General features: G+C 68.8%; 19 protein-coding genes. 6 read left to right on the top strand and 13 right to left on the bottom strand.

Annotated features, from left to right (window positions below; all coding sequences use genetic code 11):
* Nucleotides 1–129 precede the first annotated feature (129 nt).
* The 4 genes from NFC98_RS02785 to guaB form a co-directional block, all read right to left on the bottom strand.
* On the bottom strand, nucleotides 130–963 hold the full coding sequence (locus NFC98_RS02785) for a CPBP family intramembrane glutamic endopeptidase (RefSeq protein ID WP_254276649.1): 834 nt from the start codon (nucleotides 961–963) through the stop codon (nucleotides 130–132).
* A 72-nt stretch (nucleotides 964–1035) separates the two neighbouring features.
* The gene (locus NFC98_RS02780) at nucleotides 1036–1665 is read right to left on the bottom strand and encodes a hypothetical protein (RefSeq protein ID WP_254276648.1); all 630 of its coding nucleotides are present in this window, start codon (nucleotides 1663–1665) and stop codon (nucleotides 1036–1038) included.
* A gap of 85 nt (nucleotides 1666–1750) precedes the next feature.
* Nucleotides 1751–3328, bottom strand: coding sequence for a glutamine-hydrolyzing GMP synthase (guaA, locus tag NFC98_RS02775; protein ID WP_254276647.1), 1578 nt, complete (start codon nucleotides 3326–3328; stop codon nucleotides 1751–1753).
* Nucleotides 3329–3410: 82 nt separating this feature from the next.
* A complete protein-coding gene (gene guaB / locus NFC98_RS02770; protein WP_254276646.1) occupies nucleotides 3411–4880 on the bottom strand; it encodes an IMP dehydrogenase in 1470 nt (489 codons plus the stop codon).
* Nucleotides 4881–5090: 210 nt separating this feature from the next.
* On the opposite strand from guaB, the gene NFC98_RS02765 reads away from it, so the two are divergent.
* The 3 genes from NFC98_RS02765 to NFC98_RS02755 all read left to right on the top strand — a co-directional run bounded on the left by NFC98_RS02765 (nucleotide 5091) and on the right by NFC98_RS02755 (nucleotide 7982).
* Complete coding sequence (locus NFC98_RS02765) at nucleotides 5091–5642, top strand: PRC-barrel domain-containing protein (protein ID WP_254276645.1); 552 nt, start codon at nucleotides 5091–5093, stop codon at nucleotides 5640–5642.
* A gap of 118 nt (nucleotides 5643–5760) precedes the next feature.
* On the top strand, nucleotides 5761–7161 hold the full coding sequence (gene xseA / locus NFC98_RS02760) for an exodeoxyribonuclease VII large subunit (protein ID WP_254276644.1): 1401 nt from the start codon (nucleotides 5761–5763) through the stop codon (nucleotides 7159–7161).
* A 167-nt stretch (nucleotides 7162–7328) separates the two neighbouring features.
* Nucleotides 7329–7982 carry a peroxiredoxin gene (locus tag NFC98_RS02755; protein ID WP_254276643.1) on the top strand — a complete coding sequence of 218 codons (654 nt, stop codon included), beginning with the start codon at nucleotides 7329–7331 and terminating at the stop codon, nucleotides 7980–7982.
* Between the two features lie 112 nt (nucleotides 7983–8094).
* Here the strand turns inward: NFC98_RS02755 and glrR are convergent, their stop codons facing one another.
* From glrR to NFC98_RS02720, 7 genes are all read right to left on the bottom strand, one after another.
* On the bottom strand, nucleotides 8095–9483 hold the full coding sequence (gene glrR / locus NFC98_RS02750; protein ID WP_302055105.1) for a two-component system response regulator GlrR: 1389 nt from the start codon (nucleotides 9481–9483) through the stop codon (nucleotides 8095–8097).
* A 58-nt stretch (nucleotides 9484–9541) separates the two neighbouring features.
* Nucleotides 9542–10117, bottom strand: coding sequence for a hypothetical protein (locus NFC98_RS02745; protein ID WP_254276642.1), 576 nt, complete (start codon nucleotides 10115–10117; stop codon nucleotides 9542–9544).
* 4 nt (nucleotides 10118–10121) lie between these two features.
* Nucleotides 10122–11615, bottom strand: coding sequence for a sensor histidine kinase KdpD (locus tag NFC98_RS02740; RefSeq protein WP_254276641.1), 1494 nt, complete (start codon nucleotides 11613–11615; stop codon nucleotides 10122–10124).
* Between the two features lie 872 nt (nucleotides 11616–12487).
* Nucleotides 12488–13525, bottom strand: coding sequence for a C45 family peptidase (locus NFC98_RS02735; protein ID WP_254276640.1), 1038 nt, complete (start codon nucleotides 13523–13525; stop codon nucleotides 12488–12490).
* Nucleotides 13526–13580: 55 nt separating this feature from the next.
* A complete protein-coding gene (gene argA, locus NFC98_RS02730) occupies nucleotides 13581–14894 on the bottom strand; it encodes an amino-acid N-acetyltransferase (protein WP_254276639.1) in 1314 nt (437 codons plus the stop codon).
* A 249-nt stretch (nucleotides 14895–15143) separates the two neighbouring features.
* Complete coding sequence (locus tag NFC98_RS02725) at nucleotides 15144–16409, bottom strand: inorganic phosphate transporter (protein WP_254276638.1); 1266 nt, start codon at nucleotides 16407–16409, stop codon at nucleotides 15144–15146.
* Nucleotides 16410–16490: 81 nt separating this feature from the next.
* Entirely contained in the window at nucleotides 16491–17171 is a 681-nt protein-coding gene (locus NFC98_RS02720; protein ID WP_254276637.1) for a TIGR00153 family protein, read from the bottom strand.
* Between the two features lie 104 nt (nucleotides 17172–17275).
* On the opposite strand from NFC98_RS02720, the gene NFC98_RS02715 reads away from it, so the two are divergent.
* Together NFC98_RS02715 and NFC98_RS02710 are read left to right on the top strand one after the other, a co-directional pair.
* Nucleotides 17276–18127, top strand: a complete 852-nt coding sequence (locus NFC98_RS02715; protein WP_254276636.1) for a CYTH domain-containing protein — start codon at nucleotides 17276–17278, stop codon at nucleotides 18125–18127.
* A 33-nt stretch (nucleotides 18128–18160) separates the two neighbouring features.
* Nucleotides 18161–19075 (top strand): ion transporter, encoded by a 915-nt coding sequence (locus tag NFC98_RS02710; RefSeq protein ID WP_254276635.1) that lies wholly within the window; start codon nucleotides 18161–18163, stop codon nucleotides 19073–19075.
* A gap of 46 nt (nucleotides 19076–19121) precedes the next feature.
* Here NFC98_RS02710 and NFC98_RS02705 read toward each other — a convergent pair whose 3' ends face one another.
* The gene (locus NFC98_RS02705; RefSeq protein ID WP_254276634.1) at nucleotides 19122–19745 is read right to left on the bottom strand and encodes an L-threonylcarbamoyladenylate synthase; all 624 of its coding nucleotides are present in this window, start codon (nucleotides 19743–19745) and stop codon (nucleotides 19122–19124) included.
* A 41-nt stretch (nucleotides 19746–19786) separates the two neighbouring features.
* On the bottom strand, nucleotides 19787–20716 hold the full coding sequence (locus NFC98_RS02700) for a PHP domain-containing protein (protein WP_254276633.1): 930 nt from the start codon (nucleotides 20714–20716) through the stop codon (nucleotides 19787–19789).
* 121 nt (nucleotides 20717–20837) lie between these two features.
* Here NFC98_RS02700 and NFC98_RS02695 point away from each other — a divergent pair, with 121 nt between their 5' ends.
* Nucleotides 20838–21137, top strand: coding sequence for a YciI family protein (locus tag NFC98_RS02695; protein ID WP_254276632.1), 300 nt, complete (start codon nucleotides 20838–20840; stop codon nucleotides 21135–21137).
* Nucleotides 21138–21263: the final 126 nt, after the last annotated feature.

Raw genomic sequence — 21263 nt, 5'->3', positions numbered from 1 at the left:
ACCGCCACCCGGGGAAACCCGAAAGTGGCGGTTTTTCCTTGGTCGCCACCTCACCATGGCCGGTGACCGGGCCGTGCTCGATGGAATCGGTGGCACCCGGCGCGGGAGTCCTCTGGCACTCATGGGCCCTCAGGCACTCATGGGATAGGTGAACAGCAACAGGTGGGTGAGGTTGAGCCCCCAGTGCACCAGCACCGCCCAGACCAGCCGCCCGGTCCAGAGATAGACTAGGCCATAGAGCAGCCCGGCGCCGAAGGCCACCAGCACGAAGGCGCCACCGCCCGCCAGGTGGGCGATGCCGAACAGGGCGCTGGCCGCCACCAGGGCCAGAGCGGCGCCCCAACGGGCCATCAGCCAGCGCTGCAGCATGCCGCGGAACAGCAGCTCCTCGGCCACGCAGGTGTTGAGCAGGTTGGCGACGGCGAAGATCCAGAAGCCGGCGGGCAGGCCCGGCCGCCAGTCGATCAGCCCCAGCGCCGCGGCCAGCGCCATCAGCAGCCCCACCCCGCCCGCCACAGCCAGCGGCAGCGCCCAAGGCGGCAACTGGCCGCGCGGCGTCAGGCTGCGCCCGAACAGCGGCACCCAACCGAGCAGCGCCCAGGCCACCAGCACCTTGTCGTGGTTGAAGTAGAAGCCGGTGGGCAGGCTGCCCTCCTTCCACACCAGCGCCTCGGCCAGCGCCAGCCCGTCATACCCCGGCCAGGCGTGCAGCACCAGGCCCGCACTGGCCACCAGCCAGACGGCGATTCTCGCCGCCTGGGCCCAGAGCGGCAGCCGCTGCCCCTGCATCCAGGCGGTCAGCGACACATAGCCCAGCGCCAGCAACACGAACAGCCAGGTCGCGTACCCCACCAGCCCCGCCAGCAGCAGCACCGCCATCGCCCCGCCGTGGCGCCAGCGCGCCCCGGCGCACAGGCCGAACAGGATCAGGAGGAGGGAATAGGTGATACCGAAGGCGAGCAAGGTGATTCCTGCTGATGCAGCCAGAACTGAAGGATAAATTCAGCTGGTATTAAGCTAATAAACTGCCCCAGCTTACTCTTGTTTTTCCACCAAATATTCCAGCACTTTTTTTATAATATTCTGCGCCTCATTATATGCCATTGGCGTGCCCACATGGCCATTCCCATATTTAGAATGCCTGTATGAGTTTGCTGTACGCCTAACCTTCCCCCACTTTTTCTTTGAAACCACATTGATCAAATCGACTTCTTCGATATTGTTATTAAGCGTTTCATAAGCTTTATACAATCCATACCAGTCTCCATGCCGGCTCATATGCGCATACGCATCAAGCGCAACCTGGTTGTTCATCAACTTATTTAGGAAATCTGCATGTCTCTTCGTAACCTGGTCTTCCACATACTTAACAACAAGATTTGAAGGAGCCTCAAGAATAGGCCTAATTTCGCCTTCATCGGTGACAAAATACCATCCCGCGACCTCTATAGGACTCATGGGCACAGAAGAAATTCTTATAAATCCGTTCACCGCATCAATGCGCTGAGAGAACCAAGCTTTCTCTTCCACCAAACTGTGGGAAAACGGCCTATCACTCGATAGATACCAGCAACCATGCTTTTCGAACGGAAAAAAAAGACCACTTAGAATTTTCTCGAAATGCTCTCTCTCATGCTCAGGATTAACCACCCATGCCAACAACATAGTAACCCCACCTCAACAACCCACACAAAGTCTCACCAAATAAAAAGGCCTGCTTATCAAGCAGGCCTTTTATAATAGTCTAATTTCACTCCCACTCGATGGTCGCGGGCGGCTTGCTGCTCACATCGTAGGTCACGCGGGAAACCCCGCTGATCTCGTTGATGATGCGGTTGGAGACCGTTTCCAGCAGCTCGTAGGGCAGGTGCGCCCAGCGGGCGGTCATGAAGTCGATGGTCTCCACGGCGCGCAGCGCGATGACCCACTCGTAGCGGCGGGCGTCGCCGACCACCCCGACGGACTTCACCGGAAGGAAGACGGCGAAGGCCTGGCTGGTCTTGTGGTACCAGTCCGCGCGGTGCAGCTCCTCGATGAAGATGGCGTCGGCCTCGCGCAGGATGTCGGCGTACGCCTTCTTCACCTCGCCGAGGATGCGCACGCCCAGGCCCGGCCCCGGGAAGGGGTGGCGGTAGACCATGTCGTAGGGCAGGCCGAGCTCCAGGCCGAGCTTGCGCACCTCGTCCTTGAACAGCTCGCGCAGCGGCTCCACCAGCTTGAGCTTCATGGTCTCCGGCAGGCCGCCCACGTTGTGGTGGGACTTGATCACGTGGGCCTTGCCGGTCTTCGCGGCGGCGGACTCGATCACGTCCGGGTAGATGGTGCCCTGGGCCAGGAAGTCCACGCCCTCGATCTTCGCCGCCTCGGCGTCGAAGACATCGATGAAGGTGTTGCCGATGATCTTGCGCTTGGCCTCGGGGTCGGCCTCGCCCTCGAGCCGCGAGAGGAACTGCTCCTCGGCGTCGACGCGGATCACCTTCACGCCCATGTGGCGAGCGAAGGTCTCCATCACCTGGTCGCCCTCGGCCTTGCGCAGCAGGCCGTTGTCGACGAACACGCAGGTGAGCTGGTCGCCGATGGCCTTGTGCAGCAGGGCCGCCACCACCGAGGAGTCGACGCCGCCGGAGAGGCCAAGCAGCACGTGGCGGTCGCCCACCTGGGCGCGGACGCGCTCGATCTGGTCCTCGATGATCTGGGCCGGGGTCCAGAGGCGCTCGGCGCCACAGATCTCCAGCACGAAGTGCTCGAGGATGCGCTGGCCCTGGAGGGTGTGGGTCACCTCGGGGTGGAACTGCACCCCGTAGAAGCGCTTCTCCTCCCAGGCCATGGCGGCGATGGGGCAGCTTGGCGTGGAGGCGATGATAGTGAAGGCGTCGGGCACCCGGGCCACCTTGTCACCGTGGCTCATCCAGACGTCCAGCAGGCTCTTGCCGGTGGCGTGATCGATATGGTCGGAGATGTCGCGGAACAGCGCGGTCGGCTCGTCGACGCGGATCTGCGCGTAGCCGAACTCGCGGACGTGGGAGCCCTCCACGGCGCCGCCGAGCTGCTCGGCCATGGTCTGCATGCCGTAGCAGATGCCCAGCACCGGCAGGCCCATCTCGAACACGCACTGGGGGGCGCGGGGCGAGCCCAGCTCGGTGACCGACTCCGGGCCGCCGGCGAGGATGATGCCGTTGGGGTTGTACTCGCGGATCTCGGCCTCGGTGATGTCGTAGGCGCGGATCTCGGAGTAGACGCCGATCTCGCGCACCCGGCGGGCGATCAGCTGGGTGTACTGGGAGCCGAAGTCGAGGATCAGGATCTTGTGGGCGTGAATATCGGTCATGAAAGCGTCTCGGTATGGCGGCAAGCCGGATCCAAAAGCGAGCGGCGGGGTTGCCCCCGCCGCGTCAGATCGGTGTGCGGGATCACCCGGCCCGGTAGTTCGGGGCTTCCTTGGTGATCTGCACGTCGTGCACATGGGACTCGGCGAAGCCAGCCCCGGTGATCTGCACGAATTCCGGCTTGGTGCGCATCTCCTGGATGTCGGTGCAGCCGGTGTAGCCCATGGAGGCGCGCAGGCCGCCCATCAGCTGGTGGACGATGGCGCCCATCATGCCCTTGTAGGGCACGCGGCCCTCGATGCCCTCCGGCACCAGCTTCTCGGCACCGGCATTCTTGTCCTGGAAGTAGCGGTCCGCGGAGCCCTGGCTCTGGGACATGGCGCCCATGGAGCCCATGCCGCGGTAGGCCTTGTAGGTGCGACCCTGGTAGAGCTCGATCTCGCCCGGGGCCTCCTCGGTGCCGGCCAGCAGGCCGCCGACCATCACCGCGCTGGCGCCGGCGGCGATCGCCTTGGACAGGTCGCCGGAGAAGCGAATACCGCCATCGGCGATCAGCGGGATATCGAAGGGCTCGAGTGCCGCGGCGACATTGGAGACCGCGGTGATCTGCGGCACGCCGACGCCGGCGACGACCCGGGTGGTGCAGATGGAGCCGGGGCCGATGCCCACCTTGACCGCATCGGCGCCGGCCTCGGCGAGGTCACGCGCCGCCGCGGCGGTGGCGATGTTGCCGCCGATCACCTGGATCTGCGGGAAGTGCTCCTTCACCCAGCGCACCCGGTCGATCACGCCCTTGGAGTGGCCGTGGGCGGTGTCGACGACCACCACGTCCACGCCGGCCTCGGCCAGGGCGGCCACGCGGTCCGGGGTCTCGGGACCGGTGCCCACGGCGGCGCCGACCAGCAGGCGGCCGTCGCCGTCCTTGGCGGCATGGGGGAAGGTGCGGGCCTTCTCGATGTCCTTGAAGGTGACCAGGCCGCGCAGGTGGAAGCGGTCGTCAACCACCAGCATCTTCTCGACGCGGTGCTCCTGCATCTTGGCCTTGATGACATCCAGGCCGGTGCCCTCGGACACGGTGACCAGGCGCTCGCGGGGGGTCATGATGTCGGAGACGCTGTCGCCATGGTTGGGCTGGAAGCGCATGTCGCGCTCGGTGACCAGGCCCACCAGGGTCTCGCCTTCCACCACCGGGAAGCCGGAGAAGCCGTGCTCCTCGGCCATGGCCAGCAGGTCGGCCAGCTTGGCCTTGGGCCCCACGGTGACCGGGTCCTTGACGATCACGCTCTCGTGCTTCTTGACCTTGCGCACCTCGGCCGCCTGGTGGGCGATGGTCATGTTCTTGTGGATGATGCCGATACCGCCCTCCTGGGCCATGGCGATGGCCAGGCGGGCCTCGGTCACGGTATCCATGGCCGCGGAGACGAGCGGGATGTTCAGGAAGAGGTTGCGGGTCAGGCGGGTCCGGAGACTGACGTCCTTGGGCAGGACCTCCGAGTAGCCGGGCACGAGTAATACGTCATCGAACGTAAGAGCTTCTTGGGCCATACGTAGCATAATCGGCAACACCCAGTGAGCTGGTGGGAAGGAGGGAGGTGAAGTTAATCGACCATTATAACGGCCAAGGGCGGGTGCCGTCACGGGGTAGACGTGTCTCGAGCGGGTAACCGGCGACTACATTGGCACACACGGAATAACTGTCAGGCCGTCGCCCCTCGGCTAGGTTGTAAGGTGTCAGTCAGCCCACCCAAGGAAAGGAGTGACGACATGCGCAATCAGACACTGACCCTCGCCGTTGCCGTGCTGTCCGGCGGCCTCGCCCTCGGCGCCCAGGCCCAGCCGGCCTACGAGCCCCAGGGCCTCTACTCCGCCGAGGACATCCTCGACGCCGACGTCTACCTCACCTACGATCCCGACGAGCGGGTCGGCGAGGTCGAGGACATCCTCTTCGACGAGGCGATGCAGGTCACCGCCCTGGTGGTCGAGAGCGGCAGCGTGCTGGGACTCGCCGGCCGCGAGTTCATCGTCGAGCCCGGCCAGTTCACCCTGACCACCCACCGCGACGACGATGGCGATACCGAGCACCGTGTGATGCTGGACGCCAGCGCCGAGCAGATCGAGGGCTACCCCGTCTACAGCGATGACTGGTGGGAACGGGCCCGCGAGCGCTCCCGCGAGGCGTGGCTGCAGACCCAGGAGGGCGCCGAGAGCGCCTGGCAGACCACCCAGGAAGGGGCCGAGCGCGCCTGGGAGACCACCCGCGAGAACGCCCAGCGCGCCTGGGAAGCGGCCCGCGACGCGGTGGGTGCCAACGACTGACCCCCACCTCCCTCCCGAGAAGACCGACCCGCCGCCGGTCCCCGCGCCCGGCGGCACGTCGTTGCGGCGCCCGGCGACGGACGTGGTAGGCTTGGGCAAACCGTCCCGCGAGTCCCGCATGTCCCTGTTCGACCCCGACATCCCCTCCCCGACTCCCCCCCGGGCCCTCTCCGTCAGCGACGTGAACCGCCGCGCGCGCCAGACCCTGGAGCGCGACTTTGGCGAGCTGTGGGTGGAGGGCGAGCTCTCCGGCGTCTCGCGGCCAGGCTCGGGACACGTCTACTTCACCCTCAAGGACGCCAAGGCGCAGCTGCGCTGTGCGCTGTTCCGCGCCCGGGCGCGCTTCGTCGGCACCCCGATGCGCGACGGTGACCTCGTCAAGGTGCGGGGTCGGCTGTCGATCTTCGAGCCCCGCGGCGACTACCAGCTGATCGTCGAGGCGGTGCAGGCGGCCGGCGTCGGCGAGCTGCTGGCCGCCTTCGAGCGGCTCAAGGCGAGGCTCGCCGAGGAGGGCGTGTTCGCCAATGCGCGCCCCCTGCCCTGCCCGCCGCGCCACCTGCTGGTGCTGACCTCGCCCACCGGGGCGGCGATCCGCGACGTGCTGGCGGTGCTGGCCGCCCGCTGGCCGCTGGCCAGCGTGACGCTGATCCCGGTGCCGGTGCAGGGCCGCGAGGCCGCGCCGGCGATGATCGCCGCCCTGGGCCTGCTCAACCGCCAGCAGGCGCTGGACCCGGCCCGGGACGCCATCCTGATCACCCGCGGCGGCGGCAGCCTGGAGGACCTGTGGGCCTTCAACGACGAGCACCTGGCCCGCGCCATCTTCCACTCGCGGCTGCCGGTGATATCGGCGGTGGGCCACGAGGTGGACGTTACCCTGGCGGACTTCGCCGCCGATGCCCGCGCGCCCACCCCGTCCGCCGCGGCGGAGCAGCTGGTGCCCGACCGGCACGACCTCGACCGGCGCCTGGCGGTGCTGGCCGGGCGCGTGCGGCGCGCCACCCAGGGGCGGCTCGATCGCGAGGGACAGCGCCTGGACCACCTGCGCGCCCGCCTGCGCCACCCGGACGAGGTGCTGGCGCGCCAACGCACCACCCTGGCCCAGCTGGAGGGGCGCCTAGCCCGTGCCATGCAGGGCCGGCTCGCCACCGAGCGGCGTCGGGCGCATCACCTGCGCCAGCGTCTGGCCGCCCACCCGCCGGGACGCCAGCGGGAGCAGGCCGCACAGCGGCTGGCCGGCGCCCGGGATCGCCTGCACGCCGCCATGCCGCGGGCGCTGGCCCTGCATCGGCAGCGCCTGGCGGCGGTGGCCCGGGAGCTCCAGGCGGTCAGCCCGCTGGCGGTGCTGGGGCGGGGCTACGCGATCCTCGAGGATGACCAGGGCCAGGTCATCCGCCGTGCCGGGGAGACCTCGCCCGGCCAGACGGTGACCGCCCGGCTGGGCGAGGGGCGGATCGAGCTCGAGGTCAAGCGACAAGGGGTGTGCGACAACCTGCCTCGCTCGGATAGCTCATCGACTTGATAGCTTTTGGAATATAGATATTCCAGCTGATGATAACTAAGCTTGTTCCCAACGACACCTTGACGCACCGGGCTCCATGCCTGATACGTCAAGGAACCAGAGTCCTCCCCGAGCCCGGCCGCCGGTCGTCCGGGGAGGCATCGCCCACCCGACCAGGGAGATAGACCATGTCACTGCGTATCAATGACGTCGTACCGGACTTCGAGGCCGACACCAGCCAGGGCCCCATTCGCTTCCACGAGTGGATCGGCGACAGCTGGGCCATCCTCTTCTCTCACCCCAAGGACTTCACCCCGGTCTGCACCACCGAGTTCGGAGCCGTCGCCCGCCTCAACGATGAGTGGCAAAAGCGCGGCACCAAGGTGATCGGCATCTCGGTGGATGGCGTGGAAGAGCACAAGCAGTGGATCAACGACATCGCCAGCTACGCCGGCTGCGACGTCGGCTTCCCGATCATCGCCGACGAGGACCTGAAGGTCGCCAAGCTGTTCGACATGCTGCCCGCCGACGCCTATCTGCCGGACGGCCGCACTCCGGATGACAGCGCCACCGTGCGCGCCGTGTTCATCATCGGGCCGGACAAGAAGCTCAAGCTCGCGATGGTCTATCCGATGAACGTGGGCCGCAACTTCGCCGAGGTGCTGCGCGCCCTGGACGCCCTGCAGACCGCCAACGGCGTCGGCGTGGCCACCCCCGCCGACTGGACCGTGGGCCAGGACGTGATCGTGCCGCTGTCGCTCTCCGACGACGACGCCAAGGCCAAGTTCGGGGACATCGAGAAGGTCTTCCCGTACCTGCGCAAGGCCAAGCTGCCGAAGTAAGGCCGCAGCGCCGACCCGCAAGTGCCACGGGCGTGTCCCGTGGCTCCCGCGCCCCCTGCTCCGGCAGGGGGCGCTTTCGTTCGGGTGTCCGATGGCGGCAAGGCGCCGAGGACTACTCCTCGGCGTGGCGGGCGGCCGGCTTGAAGGTGCTCGGCTCCAGGTCATGGCGGGCCAGCAGCTTGTAGAAGTCGGTGCGGTTGCGTCCGGCGATGCGCGCCGCCTGGGTGACGTTGCCCTCGGTGATCTTGAGCACCTTGATCAGGTAGCTGCGCTCGAAGGCGGCGCGGGCATCGTTGAAGGTGGGCAGGGCGTTGTCCTCGGCGGCCAGGGCCTGGGCCACCAGCGCCTCGGGAATCATCGCCGAGCTGGTCAGGGCCACGCACTGCTCCACCACGTTCACCAGCTGGCGCACGTTGCCGGGCCAGGCGCTGGCCGCCAGCAGGTTGAGGGCCTCCGGCGAGAAGCCCTTGACGAAGGGCTTGTGGCGGGCGGCGGCCTGGCCCACCTGGTGCTTGGCCAGCAGCGGCACGTCCTCGGCGCGCTCCTTGAGGGCGGGCAGGCGCAGGTTGACCACGTTGAGGCGGTAGTAGAGGTCCTCGCGGAACTCCCCCTCACGCATGGCCCGGTCGAGGTCGCGGTGGGTGGCCGAGATGATGCGCACGTCGATGGGCACCGAGGTGGTCGACCCCAGCGGGCGGATCTGCCGCTCCTGCAGCGCGCGCAGCAGCTTGACCTGCAGCGGCAGCGGCATGTCGCCGATCTCGTCGAGGAACAGGGTGCCGCCGTCGGCGGCCTGGAACAGCCCCTGGTGCTCGCTCACCGCTCCGGTGAAGGCGCCCTTGGCGTGGCCGAACAGCTCGCTCTCCAGCAGCTGCTCCGGCAGGGCCCCGCAGTTGATCGCCACGAAGGGCTTGCCGGCCCGGGGGCTGGCCTTGTGGATGGCGTTGGCCAGCAGCTCCTTGCCCGAGCCGGAGGGGCCGGTGACCAGCACGCTGACGTCGGAGGCCGCCACCATGCGGGCCTGCTCGAGGATGCGCTCCATCTCGGGGCTGCGGGTGATGATCGCCGCGCGCCACGACTCGTCGCCCTCGGCGACCTGGCCGGGGGCCTGGGCCAGGGCCTCCTCGATGGCGGCGAACAGCTCGTCCCGGTCCACCGGCTTGGTGAGGAAGCTGAACACCCCCTGGCGGGTGGCGCTGACGGCGTCCGGGATCGAGCCGTGGGCGGTCAGCAGGATCACCGGCAGGCCGGGGGCCTGGCGCTGGACCTCCTGGAACAGTGCCAGGCCGTCCATCTCGTCCATGCGCAGGTCGGTGAGGACCAGCTCGGGGCGGTCGGTGTCCAGCACCTTGAGGGCCTCGCGGCCGCTCTCGGCGGTGGTCACGCGGTAGCCGCGGCTCTCCAGGCGCATGCCGAGCAGCTTGAGCAGGCTGACGTCGTCGTCCACCAGCAGGATGTGGGGGCCGGCCGCACGATGGCCGGCCGCCCTCGCGCCGGGCAGGCGGGCGCCCTGGGTTCGCGCTTGCAGGGGGGTCGGGTGCTTCACGAGTCGTCTCCCATCATTCGTTCTGCTGTCGCAGGTTGATGCTCTGTTCGATGGCGGTGAGCGCCTCGAGCTTCTCGGCCAGGGCAGCGTTCTCCTCCTCCATGGCGGCGTACTGCTCCTCCATGTCGGCGAGGGCCTGGTTGGAGGTCGCCAGACGCCCGGCCATGGCGCGGCGCCCCTCCAGCTCGTTGAGCCAGTAGCGCAGCAGCGGCTGCAGCTCGACCGGCGCGGCATGCAGATCGGCCTTGTAGAGCTCGGAGGCCCGATCCCACTCGCCCTCGCTGCCCCAGGCCAGGGCCACGGCGCGGGCCAGGCGCCGTTCGGCACCGGGGCCTTCCAGGCGCGACAGCATGGCATCGCGCCAGGCGCGGTTGCCGCGCTGGGAGGCGAGGCCGAAGGCCACCCAGTCGTTCAGCAGGCACTCCTCGTTGGCGAAGCCGGGCATCCCGGCATGGCAGCCCGTGGCCGCGGCCGCCGCGGAGGTGGTGGAGGACGACCTGGCCGGCTGGCCGAACGGGGCCTCGGACAACAGTTCGCATCCGGCGAGCCAGGTGGCCGCCAGGCAGACCAGCAGAGGACGAAGGTGCATGTCGTCAATTCCTTGCGTGAAGGCTCGCTTCTCCGGCGAGCGTCGAGGTGTCGTCGGTGGCCGCGTCCGATGCCGGGGCGTGACGCGGCAGCGTGAGGCGGAAGCAGACGGCCAGGCGCGGGTCGTCGACCAGCGCCAGCTGGCCACCCTGCAGGCGGGCGCAGTCGGCGGCCACCGAGAGGCCGATGCCGGAGCCCTTGAGGGGGCCCTTGCGGCGGGCCCGGCCCTGGTAGAAGGCCTCGAACAGCCGCGGGCGGTCCTGCTCGGCGATCGGCTCGCCGCTGTTGGCCACCTCGATCTCCAGGCGATCGCGGTAGCGCCGGGCGCGGATCTCGAGTTCGCCGCCATCCGCCCCGTAGGCGATGGCGTTGGAAATCAGGTTGTCGAGGATGCGGACGGTGGCGGTGCGGTCGACCGTCCACGCCAGGGGGCCGTCGAAGGTGTCGATCCGCATCCCCTTGCTCTCCAGCGCCAGGCGGTGCTTGGCCAGCACCTCCTTGACCACGGTGGCCAGGTCGATGGTCTCGCACTCCACCTGGCTGTGCTGCAGCAGGTTGTAGTCGAGCAGCTGCTCGATCAGCCGCTGCAGCTCCCCCCCGCTGGCATCGATCAGCTCGAGGATCTCCAGCTGGCGCGGCGAGAGCTCGCCGGCCACTCCGTCGGCCAGCAGCGCGGAGCCCTCGCGCACGCTGGCCAGGGGCGTCTTCAGCTCGTGGGACATGTGGCGCAGGAACTGCTGCTTCTCGGCCTCGAGCTCGTCGAGGCGCGAGGCGAGCCAGTCGAGCCGCTGGTCGAGCTGGATCAGCTCGGCGGGGCCCTGGACCGGCTTGACCTTCTCGCTGCGGGTGCCGCTGCCGATGCCCAGTATCCGCCGCTCCAGCTGACGCACCGGCCGGATGATCAGCCAGGAGAAGAGCAGCATCAGCACCAGGCTCGCCGAGACCAGGGCACCGGTCTGCAGCCACAGCCGGGCCTGCACCGACTCGGCACGCTCGCGGATCGTCTCGATGCGGTTGTCGATATGGCGGTTGGTGGCGCGGCGCATCGCCTCGGTGCGCTGCGCGAAGGGCGGGAAGAGGTCGAGACGCGCCTCGAACTCCTCCAGCTCCAGGCCCGGCAGGCGGGCCAGGTCGACCAGCTGCTCCTCGAGGGCCATCACGTCGGGGTCGTCGGGCAGCAGCTCGCGCTGCTGGGCGAGCAGCTGACGATACTCCAGCAGCCGCTCGTCGTAGATCTCCAGCAGGCTCTCCTGCTCGACCACGGCGTACTGGCGGGCGCTGCGCTCCATCTCCAGGGCCAGGGCGCCGAGGGTACGGGCACGCCGGGTCTCCTCCACGGCCTGGCGGGCGCTAACATCCGCCAGGCGCGACAGCTCGGAGAGCGCCTGGCCCGCCTGGAACATCAGCACACCCAGCGGCAGCATCACCACCAGGAAGGCGAGCAGCACGAGCTGCAGCAACGAGCGAGGGCGCCAGCGACGCGACACACGGGTGGTCATGACCAGCGTTCTTTGCAGGAAGGTTCGCGGCAGGCCAGCGGGGGAAGCCGCCATCTTGTCGCCCTCAGGATACCAGAGTTCTGCCAATCGGCGCTCCTCCTCTCCGCTCCCCGGCCGGGTGCGGCGAAAAAAAGGGCCGGCAGAGCCGGCCCAATACGCAGGGAACTGAAGGGTTGGAAAGAGAGCCGTTCGACCGCCTGGTCGGTGCGCACGCCTGTCTTGCCATGGGCCAGAGGCCCCGAAGCCATGTGAAGCCATCTGCCACCAGGGGCTGGTCTCACATGCGGGCGGCCAACCATGGTGCGGCACACCGCCCTGCTTCGTTCCTGGCACCACCGCCCCGGACGGGCCGGAGGCGATGCTGCGCTGTTCGATCCCCCGTGAGGCCTAAGCCGTGGGGGAGAGGCATCCATGCCAGAGCATCCTTGCCCTTTGAGGTACACGTCCTTGACCGTGTCGGTACCCGTCTCATCGCAACCTTAAGTCACACATCGCTAGGAGCAGACGCTGATCGCTTCGGGAGCCGGGCGCACAGGGCAGTGACTGCCCGAACTCCCTTGGCGATCGAAAGCGGTTCGAGCCGTAGTGAACCGCTTCCGTTGCTCACCCTGACTACTGCGATCAATGTGCCAGAAAACCCACCAAGCCTTGTTTTTCAATGGGTTATAAAAGCATAGAAAGTGGCATGGGGGGCCAGGGGTCGAAATGACGGGCTCGAGAGGGGATGGAACGGCCATTTTCGTTGCCAACTGGCGACAGGTTTTACCTGCCTTTCGAAAACCCCTTTACTGACAGGGGGTTGAAACGTTGGCAAATGGAGACATCGCGACAGCGGGCGACGCTCATGAGCGACAGGAAGGCGTGCCAGCGCCTCAGCCGACAGCGTGGTGGGGGTGGAAGCCGGCATGGGCCGGGGCGGCGTCCGGCTGGTCATACAGCCGCCATGCCACCCCGTCGGGGCCCGGTTCGAAGACCGCCGTTGCCAGAGTGTTCTCGTGATCCGGGTCGTCGGGGTCCAGGCGCAGGATCGGCAGGCCCGCGGGCTGTCGGTCATGCAGGATCGCCAGTGGCGCCAGGATGCCCGCTTCGATCAGCGCCTCGCCGCGGCGCTGGCGGTCCGCGGAGGAGGCCGTGATGACCTGGCTGGCGAGCCCCCGGCGATGATGCAGGGCATGGTTGGCGTGGACCCGCGGGGCCTCCACCGGCCGGACCGACACCTCGCCCCCGCCGAACTCGACGCTGACGATCTGGCCCCCGCCCGGGGCCGCCAGGGTGAAGTGGAAGCCGCCGCTGCCGGGGTGGCGGCGAAGCAGCGCCAGCGCCTCGTCCAGGCCGGGCTGGTCGAGCACCGCCCGGCCCAGCACCATGCGCGGCACGTCCGGAGCGACGCCCCTCAGACGCAGGTTGTTGACCGCCTGTACCAGGCCACCCCGGGTGATGGCCAGGGTATGGCCGGGCAGCGAGCCCGGGTAGCAGAAGGCCGTGAACCCGCCCCCCTGCCCTGGTGTGGCCTCGAACAGGAAGCAGTGCCCGCGCAGGCACGGCAGGCCGTCCTCGTTGTGGGCGATCAGCGGCCTCTTCCCCGGCACCACCAGGGTGGTGCAGCCATCCGGCACGCTGGCCAGGAGGTCGCCCCGGCAGTTCCAGGCGAAGACGCTCTCGAACGCCAGTTCCAGGCCCTCGGCGAGCCCCTCCAGTTCGGCCCAGATGGCCGGAAAGTGGCGGCGGGTGGTGTCGGCCATGCGCGCCAGGTGGCCACGGTGCGCCGGGTCCATCACCGCCGCCCAGTCGGCGCTGGGGAGCAGGTGCTCATGGACCGCGCGACGCCCCGCCCGACCCAGGGCCCGGCCGAGGGTGCGGGGATCACCGGCGGCCTGCTGCCGGCCGATCGAGGATGGCGATTCGGGCATGGCGATGGCACTCCCTCCTGAGGTGTTGGCGTGAGGCGCCCTCGGCCGGCCAGGCTCAGCCCAGCGACTTGACCAGGATCTTCGACTTGCGGGCGTGGTTGTAGGTGTCGCGCCGGAGCGGGGGGAGCGAGTCGATGTCGGCCAGGCGAAAACCGTGCTCGAAGAACCAGTGGGTGGTGTGGGTGGTCAGCGCGAAGAGCGCCGAGAGCCCGATGCGCCGCGCCCGACGCTCGATCTCGGCCAGCAGCAGCTCACCGCGGCTGCCGCCCCGGTAGTCGTCATGCACCGCCACGCAGGCCAGCTCGCCCATCTCGGCATCGCCGAAGCCATGCAGGGCGGCGCAGCCGATGATCATGCCGTCGCGATCGATCACCAGGTAGTCGTCGATCTCGTGCTCGAGGCGCTCCCGGGAGCGCGGCACCAGCATGCCGCGGCGCTCCAGGGGCTCGAGCAGCTCCAGCAGGCCGCCGATGTCGGCCAGCTCTGCCGGCCGCAGCTGCTCGTAGCGGTGCTGGGTGATCATGGTGCCCACCCCGTCACGGGTGAACAGCTCGCCGAGCAGGGCATCGTGGTCGTGCCAGGAGAGCAGGTGGGTGCGCGCCACCCCGTGGCGGGCGGCCTGGCAGGCCGCCTCCAGGTGGCGCGACAGCTCGCTGCCAGGGTCGGCCTGGTGCAGCAGCGGCTCCGCCTCGGCCGGCGTCAGCTGCCGCTGCAGCTGGCCGCTGGCGTCGAACAGGCCGCTGGCCTCGCCGAGCAGGATCAGCTTGTCGGCGCCGAGCGCCATGGCGGCGTGCTGGGCCACGTCGGAGGCGTTGAGATCGAACACCTCGCCGGTGCTGGAGAAGCCCAGCGGTGGCAGGACCACCAGCGAGCCCTTCTCCAGCAGCCCCTCGATGGCCGAGGCCCGCACCCGGCGCACCTCGCCGCTGCGGTCGAAGTCGACTCCCTCGCGGACCCCCAGCGGCTTGGCCATCACCAGGTTGCCGGAGACCGCGGTGAGCTCTACCCCGTGCATCGGGGTGTTGGGCAGCCCCAGCGACAGCCGCGCCTCCAGCCACAGGCGCTGCTCGGCGGCGACCCGCTCGATGCAGGCCATCACCGGCTCGTCGGCGATCCAGCGCCCCTGGTGCAGGCCCGGCACGATGGCGGCCTCGTCCAGCGCCTGCTGCACCTGGGGGCGGATACCGAACACCACCACCAGGCGCACGCCGAGGGTATGCAGCAGCGCCAGGTCCTGGATCAGCTGCTCCCCTCGCCCTCGCGCCATGGCCTCGCCCTCGATGAGGATGACGAAGGTGCGCCCACGGTGGGCATTGATGTAGGGCGACGAGTTGCGGAACCAGTCGACGAAGGGAAAGCGTGTGTCCAAGGACCTCTCTCCGGGGCGATGAGTGCAGGGAAACGAGAGTCGAGGATAGCAGAGCGGGGAAAGCCGCGGCACCAGCGACGAGGCCCCGCAAAAAACTGGACCAGGTAGTGAAGGAATTCGGATTTGCGTCACGAGCGATGGCAGGCTGGCCGCCGCCGGCGCGCAGACGCCGGAGTGTAGCTCGCTACATGAGGACGGCGAGCACCGCCGGCGACCAGGATGTCGAGCGCAGTAGCAAATCAGTTTCCTTCAGCCGAAGACCCCCTTGAAGGTGAAGAAGAACAGGATGGAGAGGCCGGCGCCGGCCGGCAGGGTGATCAGCCAGGACATCACAATGGTGCCGATCACGCCCAGGTTGAGCGCCGCCATGCCTCGGGCCAGCCCCACCCCCAGTACCGCTCCCACCAGGGTGTGGGTGGTGGAAATCGGCAGGCCGGTGCCCGAGGCGAGCACCACGGTGGTGGCCGCGGCCAGGGTAGCGGCGAAGCCGCGGCTCGGGGTCAGCTCGGTGATGCCGGTGCCCACCGTGGCGATCACCTTGTGGCCATAGGTGACCAGGCCGACGACGATGCCGCCGCCGCCCAGCACCAGCACCCACCAGGGCACCAGAGCGGCGCTGTCGATGACGCCGTCGCTGCGCACCACGCTGATCACCGCCGCCAGCGGGCCGACGGCGTTGGCCACGTCGTTGGAGCCGTGGGCGAAGGCCATGGCACAGGCGGTGAAGATCATCAGCACGCCGAACACCCGCTCCACGTTGCTGAAGCCGAAGTGGTCGTCGGCACGGCGCTCGTACTTGATGCGCCGCTGCATGGCGATGCCCACCCCCATGATCGCCACGCCGAGCAGGGTGGAGAGCAGGAAGCTCTGGCCGAAGCTGAGGTCAAGCCCCACGTGCTTCAGGCCCTTGGTCAGGGTGACCATGGCGACGATGAAGCCCACCAGGAAGACGTAGCCCGGCACGTAGCGCTTGGCCGCGGCGAAGGGCTCGTGGGACTCGAAGATCAGGTGCTGTACCGACTTGAAGAGCACGAAGGCGATGGTGCCGGCCAGCAGCGGCGAGATCAGCCAGCTCGAGGCGATGGTCCCCACTTTGCCCCAGGCCACCGCCTCCATGCCCAGGCCCACGGCGCCGAAGCCGACGATGGCGCCGACGATGGAGTGGGTGGTGGAGACCGGCCAGCCCTTGGCCGAGGCGATCAGCAGCCAGATGGCCGCCGCCAGCAGCGCCGAGAGCATGCCGTAGACCAGGAATTGGGGATCGGCCTCGAGCAGGGCCGGGTCGACGATGCCGCCACGGATGGTCGAGGTGACCTCGCCGCCGGCCAGCCAGGCGCCGAGGAATTCGAAGACCACGGCGATCAGGATCGCCTGCTTGATGGTGATGGCCTTCGAGCCCACCGAGGTGCCCATGGCGTTGGCCACGTCGTTGGCACCGACACCCCAGGCCATGAAGAAGCCGAACAGGCAGGCCAGGATGATGAAGATTTCGCCGTGCTGCGCGATGATCGACATAGGGAATTCGTCCTATGTGGCTTGTCGGGAGTGGCGTGCGCGGGATCGTCCGGGATCACCGGGCGGGTCATGCGAGAGGCGTCAGCGGGCCGTGAGGATCTGCAGGCGACTGCCCACCCGCTCGGCGCGATCGGAGAGTTCACCGACCCAGTCGATGATCTTGTAGAGGAAGATCACGTCCACCGGCGGCAGCTCGCTCTCCAGCTCGAAGAGCCGGCGGCGGATGTCGATCTGCTGGCTGTCGGCCTGGTGCTCGAGCACGTGCAGTTCGCGGATCAGGCGATGCATCACGTCGGAGACGTTGCGGCCGAAGCCGGACTCTAGCAGGGTCTCGAGCTCTTCCATGGCCTCCCGCGACTGGGCCACGCAGGCCACCGCGGTGCGGATGTAGTCGCGCATCGGCTCGGCCAGGGGCTCGGGGACCCGCATCCTGCGGCCGAGCATGATGCCGGTGATGTCGCGGACCTTGTTGGCCATCTTGTCCTGCACGCTGACCAGGTCGAGGATGTCGGTGCGCGAGACCGGCAGGAAGATGGTGTTGGGCAGGTTGAGGCGCAGCTCCGTCTTGAGCTCGTCGGCCTCATGCTCGAGGCGAGTGATCGACTCGCGGATCCGGCCGGCCTCGTCCCAGTCCTCGGCCAGCGCGGCCTCGAAGAAGGGCAGCAGCTGGTCGGCACATTCGTTGGCCTTGACGATATGGGTCAGCAGCGGCTGGAATGGCGAGCGACCGAACATCGCGGAAAACGGGTTGGGAGTAACCATTGGCGTCATGTGCCCTTGGGAAATGGCGGCGACAGTATAGTGACCCCACCCCGCTCCGTCATGAAAAAATCATCCAGACGTAACCCGATCGAGGTGGCAATCCGATGAGTCAGGAGATAGAGCTCAAGCTGGCGCTGGGCCCGGACGGCCCCTCTGCACTGCGCCGCCACCCGCTGCTGGCGGCGCTGCCGGTGCGGGTGTCCCACCTCGGCAACACCTACTTCGACACCCCGGACGGGGCGCTGGAACGCGCGCGGATGGCGCTGCGCCTGCGCCGGGTCGACGGTCGCGTGCTGCAGACGGTGAAGACCCGCGGCCAGGGCGGTGGCGGACTCTCCACCCGCGGCGAATGGGAGTGGGAGGTGCCCGGCCCGGGGCTGGACCTCGAGGGCCTGGCGGCGCTGCCCCCGGCCGCGCTGGGCGACGAGGTGCTCGCCCGGCTCGCGCCCCGCTTCACCACCGACTTCCGCCGCGAGACCCGCGAGATCGCCCATGCGGGCAGCCGCATCGAGCTGGCCCTGGACGAGGGCGAGATCCTCGCCGGCGAGCACCGGGTGGCCATTCGCGAGCTGGAGCTGGAGCTCAAGGCCGGCGCGCCCGACGCCCTCTGGTCGCTGGCCGAGGCGCTGGCCGAATCGGTGCCCCTGCGCCCCTCGGACACCAGCAAGGCCGCCCGGGGCGGCGCGCTGCTGGCCGGGGGCTGGACGCTGCCCCGGGGCAACAGCGCCGCCGACCGGCTGCATCGCGCCGTGGTGGCCCTGGATGCCCTGGCGGACACCGGCGAGCCGGCCTGGCGGGACGCCGCCCGGGAGGCGCTGGCGCCACTTGTCGGCCAGGCTCACGAGGCCCGCGAACTGTCCCGGGGCCTGGACGCGCCCGACTGGCCGACGCCGGCCTTCGGGCTCGCCGCCCTGCGCCTGGCCCGCCGGCTGCCCGCCGACCGCGACCTTGCCTGACCCCTCCTCCCGACCCGTCCAAGGAAACCTGCCATGACGCTCGAGTTCAAACCCGGTGGCGAGGGCCTGCGCACCCGGGCCTTCCATATCATCTTCGAGTCGGACACGCCGGCGGCCAAGGGCTTCGATATCGCGCTGATCGCGGTGATCCTGGCCAGCGTGCTGGTAGTGATGCTGGACAGCGTGGAGGCCTTCCATGCCAAGTACGGCACCCTCTTCCTGTGGCTGGAGTGGGGCTTTACCCTCGCCTTCACCCTGGAGCTGGCGGTGCGCCTCTACTGCCTCGAGCGCCCGATGCAGTACCTGCGCAGCTTCTACGGGGTGGTGGACGTGATCGCCATCCTGCCCACCTGGCTGATGCTGATCCTCCCCGGCGCCCACGCGCTGGTGATCGTGCGGCTGCTGAGGGTGCTGAGGATCTTCCGCGTGCTGAGGCTGATGCAGTTCGTCGGCGAGGGGCGATTGCTGCTGGAGGCGATGCGCCGCAGCCTGCGCCAGATCTTCCTGTTCTTCTTCAGCATCTTCATGGTGGTGACCATCTTCGCCGCCGTGGTCTACCTGATCGAGGCTCCCGAGGCCGGCTTCACCAGCATCCCCCAGTCCATCTACTGGGCCATCGTCAGCCTGACCACGGTGGGCTACGGCGATATCGTGCCGGCCACCCCCATCGGCCAGGCGATCACGGTGGTGCTGATGCTGATCGGCTACTCGATCATCGCGGTGCCCACCGGGGTCTTCTCCGCCCAGGTGATCCGCTCGATCCGCGAGGAGCGCTACTCCGACGAGGCCTGCCCGGGGTGCGGCCACGACCGCCACGAGCGCGGCGCGCTCTACTGCCTGAAGTGCGGCACCTGGCTCGACGAGGACACCCCCGACCCGCACCTCTCCGAGGAGGAGCAGGCGGCCTGGTGGCAGGCCCGCAAGGGGAAGGAGGGGAAAGAAGGGTAAGGACGGCAAAGCGACGCCGCCGGCATGAACCGGCGGCGCGGGGCGGTCAGTCGCGGAACGGTTCCACGTCGCCGCGCCCCTCGCGGAGGATCGTCGGCGGCAGGTCGCGCAGGTCCACCACGCTGGTCGCCTCCAGATGGCAGGCGCCGCCGTCGATGATCAGGTCCAGGTGGGCGCCGAAGCGCTCGCGGATCTCCTCGGCGTCGGTCATCGGCAGCTCCTCGCCCACCGGGATCAGGGTGACGCTCATCAGCGGCTCGCCCAGCGCCTCGAGCAGTGCCAGGGTGATGCGATGGTCCGGCACCCGCACGCCGATGGAGCGGCGCTTGGGATGCAGCAGCAGCCGCGGCACCTCGGTGGTGGCATTGAGGATGAAGGTGTAGGCGCCGGGCGTGTGCGCCTTGAGCAGGCGAAAGACGGCGTTGTCCACCTTGGCGTAGGTGCCGATCTCGGAGAGGTCCGAGCAGACCAGGGTGAAGTTGTGCTTGTCATCCAGGGAGCGCAGCCACTTGATCTTCTCGATGGCCTTCTTGTCACCGAGGTGACAGCCCAGGGCATAGCCGGAGTCGGTCGGATAGGCGATCACCCCACCGTCGCGGATGATCTGGATCGCCTGGTCGATGAGGCGCTTCTGGGGATTCTCGGGGTGGATCTGGAAGAACTGGCTCATGGGGGCGCTCCCTGTGCAGTGGCCATGATGGGATGGGGTGACTATAGCGCGCCGGCGTCCTGTGTCCCCCGCGGCAGGCCGACGAGGTCGACGAGCCGGGGATGGGTCCACACCGGCGGGGTGGCCGTGCGCGGCACGGGGCTCATGCTGCCCGGTGCCAGGTGGCCTCCGGGAAAGTGGAAGTCGCTGCCCAGCGAGGCGTAGAGCTCGCGCTCCTGCAGCTGGCGGGAGAGGTCCCGGGTGACGTCGGCGTTCTGGAAGCCGCTGACCAGCTCGGCGGCCTGGCCGCCGGCCGCGCGGAAGGCGTCCAGCAGCAGGCCTCGCTTGCGCCGGGTCAGGCCGTGGCGCAGCGGGTGGGCCAGCACCGCCACGCCCCCCGCCGCGACGATCCAGCCCACCGCCTCGGCGAGCTCCGGCCACAGCGCCTTGACGTCGCCGGCCTTGCCGTCGCCCAGGTGCTTCCTGAAGGCCGTGGCGATGTCGGGCACCAGGCCCGCGGCGACCAGCGCCCGGGCGAAATCGGGACGTCCCAGGGGACGGTCGCTGCCCGCCTGCTCGCGGGCCCTCTGCAGGGCATCCGCGAGGCCGACCTTCTCCATGCGCTCGGCGATGCGCTCGGCGCGCCGGGTCCGGGCCTCGGTCTGGCTCGCCAGCCCCTCGATCAGGGGCCCGCGGGCGCCCCGGGGCAGCAGGCCGACCACGTGGATGTTGATGCCGGCCCAGCGGGTGGAGAGCTCGGTGCCGGGAATCAGCACGAGCCCTTCCCGCGTCGCGGCGGCCGACGCCTCGGCCACCCCGGCCAGGGTGTCATGGTCGGTCAGCGCCAGGTGCGTGAGCCCCCGCGCCCGGCACAGCGACACCAGCTCGGCGGGCGGCAGGGCCCCGTCGGAGGCGGTGGAGTGCATGTGCAGGTCGATGGAGGACGGGGCGGGGTCACCCTCGAAGCGGGCGGGGAGTGGATACATTGGCATGACGCCGGCAGGCGACTTTGTCAGAATGGCTTTCCATGGTGCGCGCCCGACCGGCGACGGTCAATGCCGCACCCAGCGGTTTCTCGCGGCGCGAGCCGCTCTATCCGAGGAAGCGACAGCAATGCTCTACGCCATCATCAGCGAAGATGTGAACAACAGCCTGGAACGGCGCCTGGCCGCGCGCCCGGACCATCTGGCCCGCCTCGAGGCCCTGCGCGACGAGGGCCGCCTGGTGCTGGTCGGCCCCCACCCGGCCATCGACAGCGAGGACCCGGGCGAGGCGGGCTTCACCGGCAGCCTGGTGGTCGCCGAGTTCGAGAGCCTCAAGGAGGCCCAGGCCTGGGCCGACGCCGACCCCTACATGATCGCCGGGGTCTACGCCAGGGTCACGGTGAAGCCGTTCAAGAAGGTCCTGCCCTGACCCGCGCCTGTCGCGGCGCCCTGTCCACAGGCGGGTTTTGCACAGAGTCTGTGGATAACACTGTTGAAACGCCGCGGATGGCTTTCCCCAGCCGGGATGACAGGCCGCCGCGGCGCCATTGATCAG

Origin of the sequence: Halomonas sp. 3H (genome assembly GCF_024206005.1) — a bacterium.
GTDB classification, from domain to species: Bacteria; Pseudomonadota; Gammaproteobacteria; order Pseudomonadales; family Halomonadaceae; genus Halomonas; species Halomonas campaniensis.
The sequence above is the reverse complement of the archived record's forward strand: the minus strand, read 5'-3'. Positions and strand labels throughout refer to the sequence as shown.

What these genes read in the sequence shown, in the direction of transcription:
- NFC98_RS02745 (WP_254276642.1), bottom strand. Translation starts at nt 10,117, where the DNA reads ATGCACCTTCGTCCTCTGCTGGTCTGCCTGGCGGCCACCTGGCTCGCC.
- xseA (WP_254276644.1), top strand. Translation starts at nt 5,761, where the DNA reads ATGTCCCTGTTCGACCCCGACATCCCCTCCCCGACTCCCCCCCGGGCC.
- guaB (WP_254276646.1), bottom strand. Translation starts at nt 4,880, where the DNA reads ATGCTACGTATGGCCCAAGAAGCTCTTACGTTCGATGACGTATTACTC.
- NFC98_RS02695 (WP_254276632.1), top strand. Translation starts at nt 20,838, where the DNA reads ATGCTCTACGCCATCATCAGCGAAGATGTGAACAACAGCCTGGAACGG.
- NFC98_RS02700 (WP_254276633.1), bottom strand. Translation starts at nt 20,716, where the DNA reads ATGCCAATGTATCCACTCCCCGCCCGCTTCGAGGGTGACCCCGCCCCG.
- NFC98_RS02740 (WP_254276641.1), bottom strand. Translation starts at nt 11,615, where the DNA reads ATGACCACCCGTGTGTCGCGTCGCTGGCGCCCTCGCTCGTTGCTGCAG.
- NFC98_RS02705 (WP_254276634.1), bottom strand. Translation starts at nt 19,745, where the DNA reads ATGAGCCAGTTCTTCCAGATCCACCCCGAGAATCCCCAGAAGCGCCTC.
- NFC98_RS02720 (WP_254276637.1), bottom strand. Translation starts at nt 17,171, where the DNA reads ATGGTTACTCCCAACCCGTTTTCCGCGATGTTCGGTCGCTCGCCATTC.
- NFC98_RS02735 (WP_254276640.1), bottom strand. Translation starts at nt 13,525, where the DNA reads ATGCCCGAATCGCCATCCTCGATCGGCCGGCAGCAGGCCGCCGGTGAT.
- guaA (WP_254276647.1), bottom strand. Translation starts at nt 3,328, where the DNA reads ATGACCGATATTCACGCCCACAAGATCCTGATCCTCGACTTCGGCTCC.
- NFC98_RS02715 (WP_254276636.1), top strand. Translation starts at nt 17,276, where the DNA reads ATGAGTCAGGAGATAGAGCTCAAGCTGGCGCTGGGCCCGGACGGCCCC.
- NFC98_RS02755 (WP_254276643.1), top strand. Translation starts at nt 7,329, where the DNA reads ATGTCACTGCGTATCAATGACGTCGTACCGGACTTCGAGGCCGACACC.
- NFC98_RS02780 (WP_254276648.1), bottom strand. Translation starts at nt 1,665, where the DNA reads ATGTTGTTGGCATGGGTGGTTAATCCTGAGCATGAGAGAGAGCATTTC.
- NFC98_RS02710 (WP_254276635.1), top strand. Translation starts at nt 18,161, where the DNA reads ATGACGCTCGAGTTCAAACCCGGTGGCGAGGGCCTGCGCACCCGGGCC.
- NFC98_RS02765 (WP_254276645.1), top strand. Translation starts at nt 5,091, where the DNA reads ATGCGCAATCAGACACTGACCCTCGCCGTTGCCGTGCTGTCCGGCGGC.
- NFC98_RS02725 (WP_254276638.1), bottom strand. Translation starts at nt 16,409, where the DNA reads ATGTCGATCATCGCGCAGCACGGCGAAATCTTCATCATCCTGGCCTGC.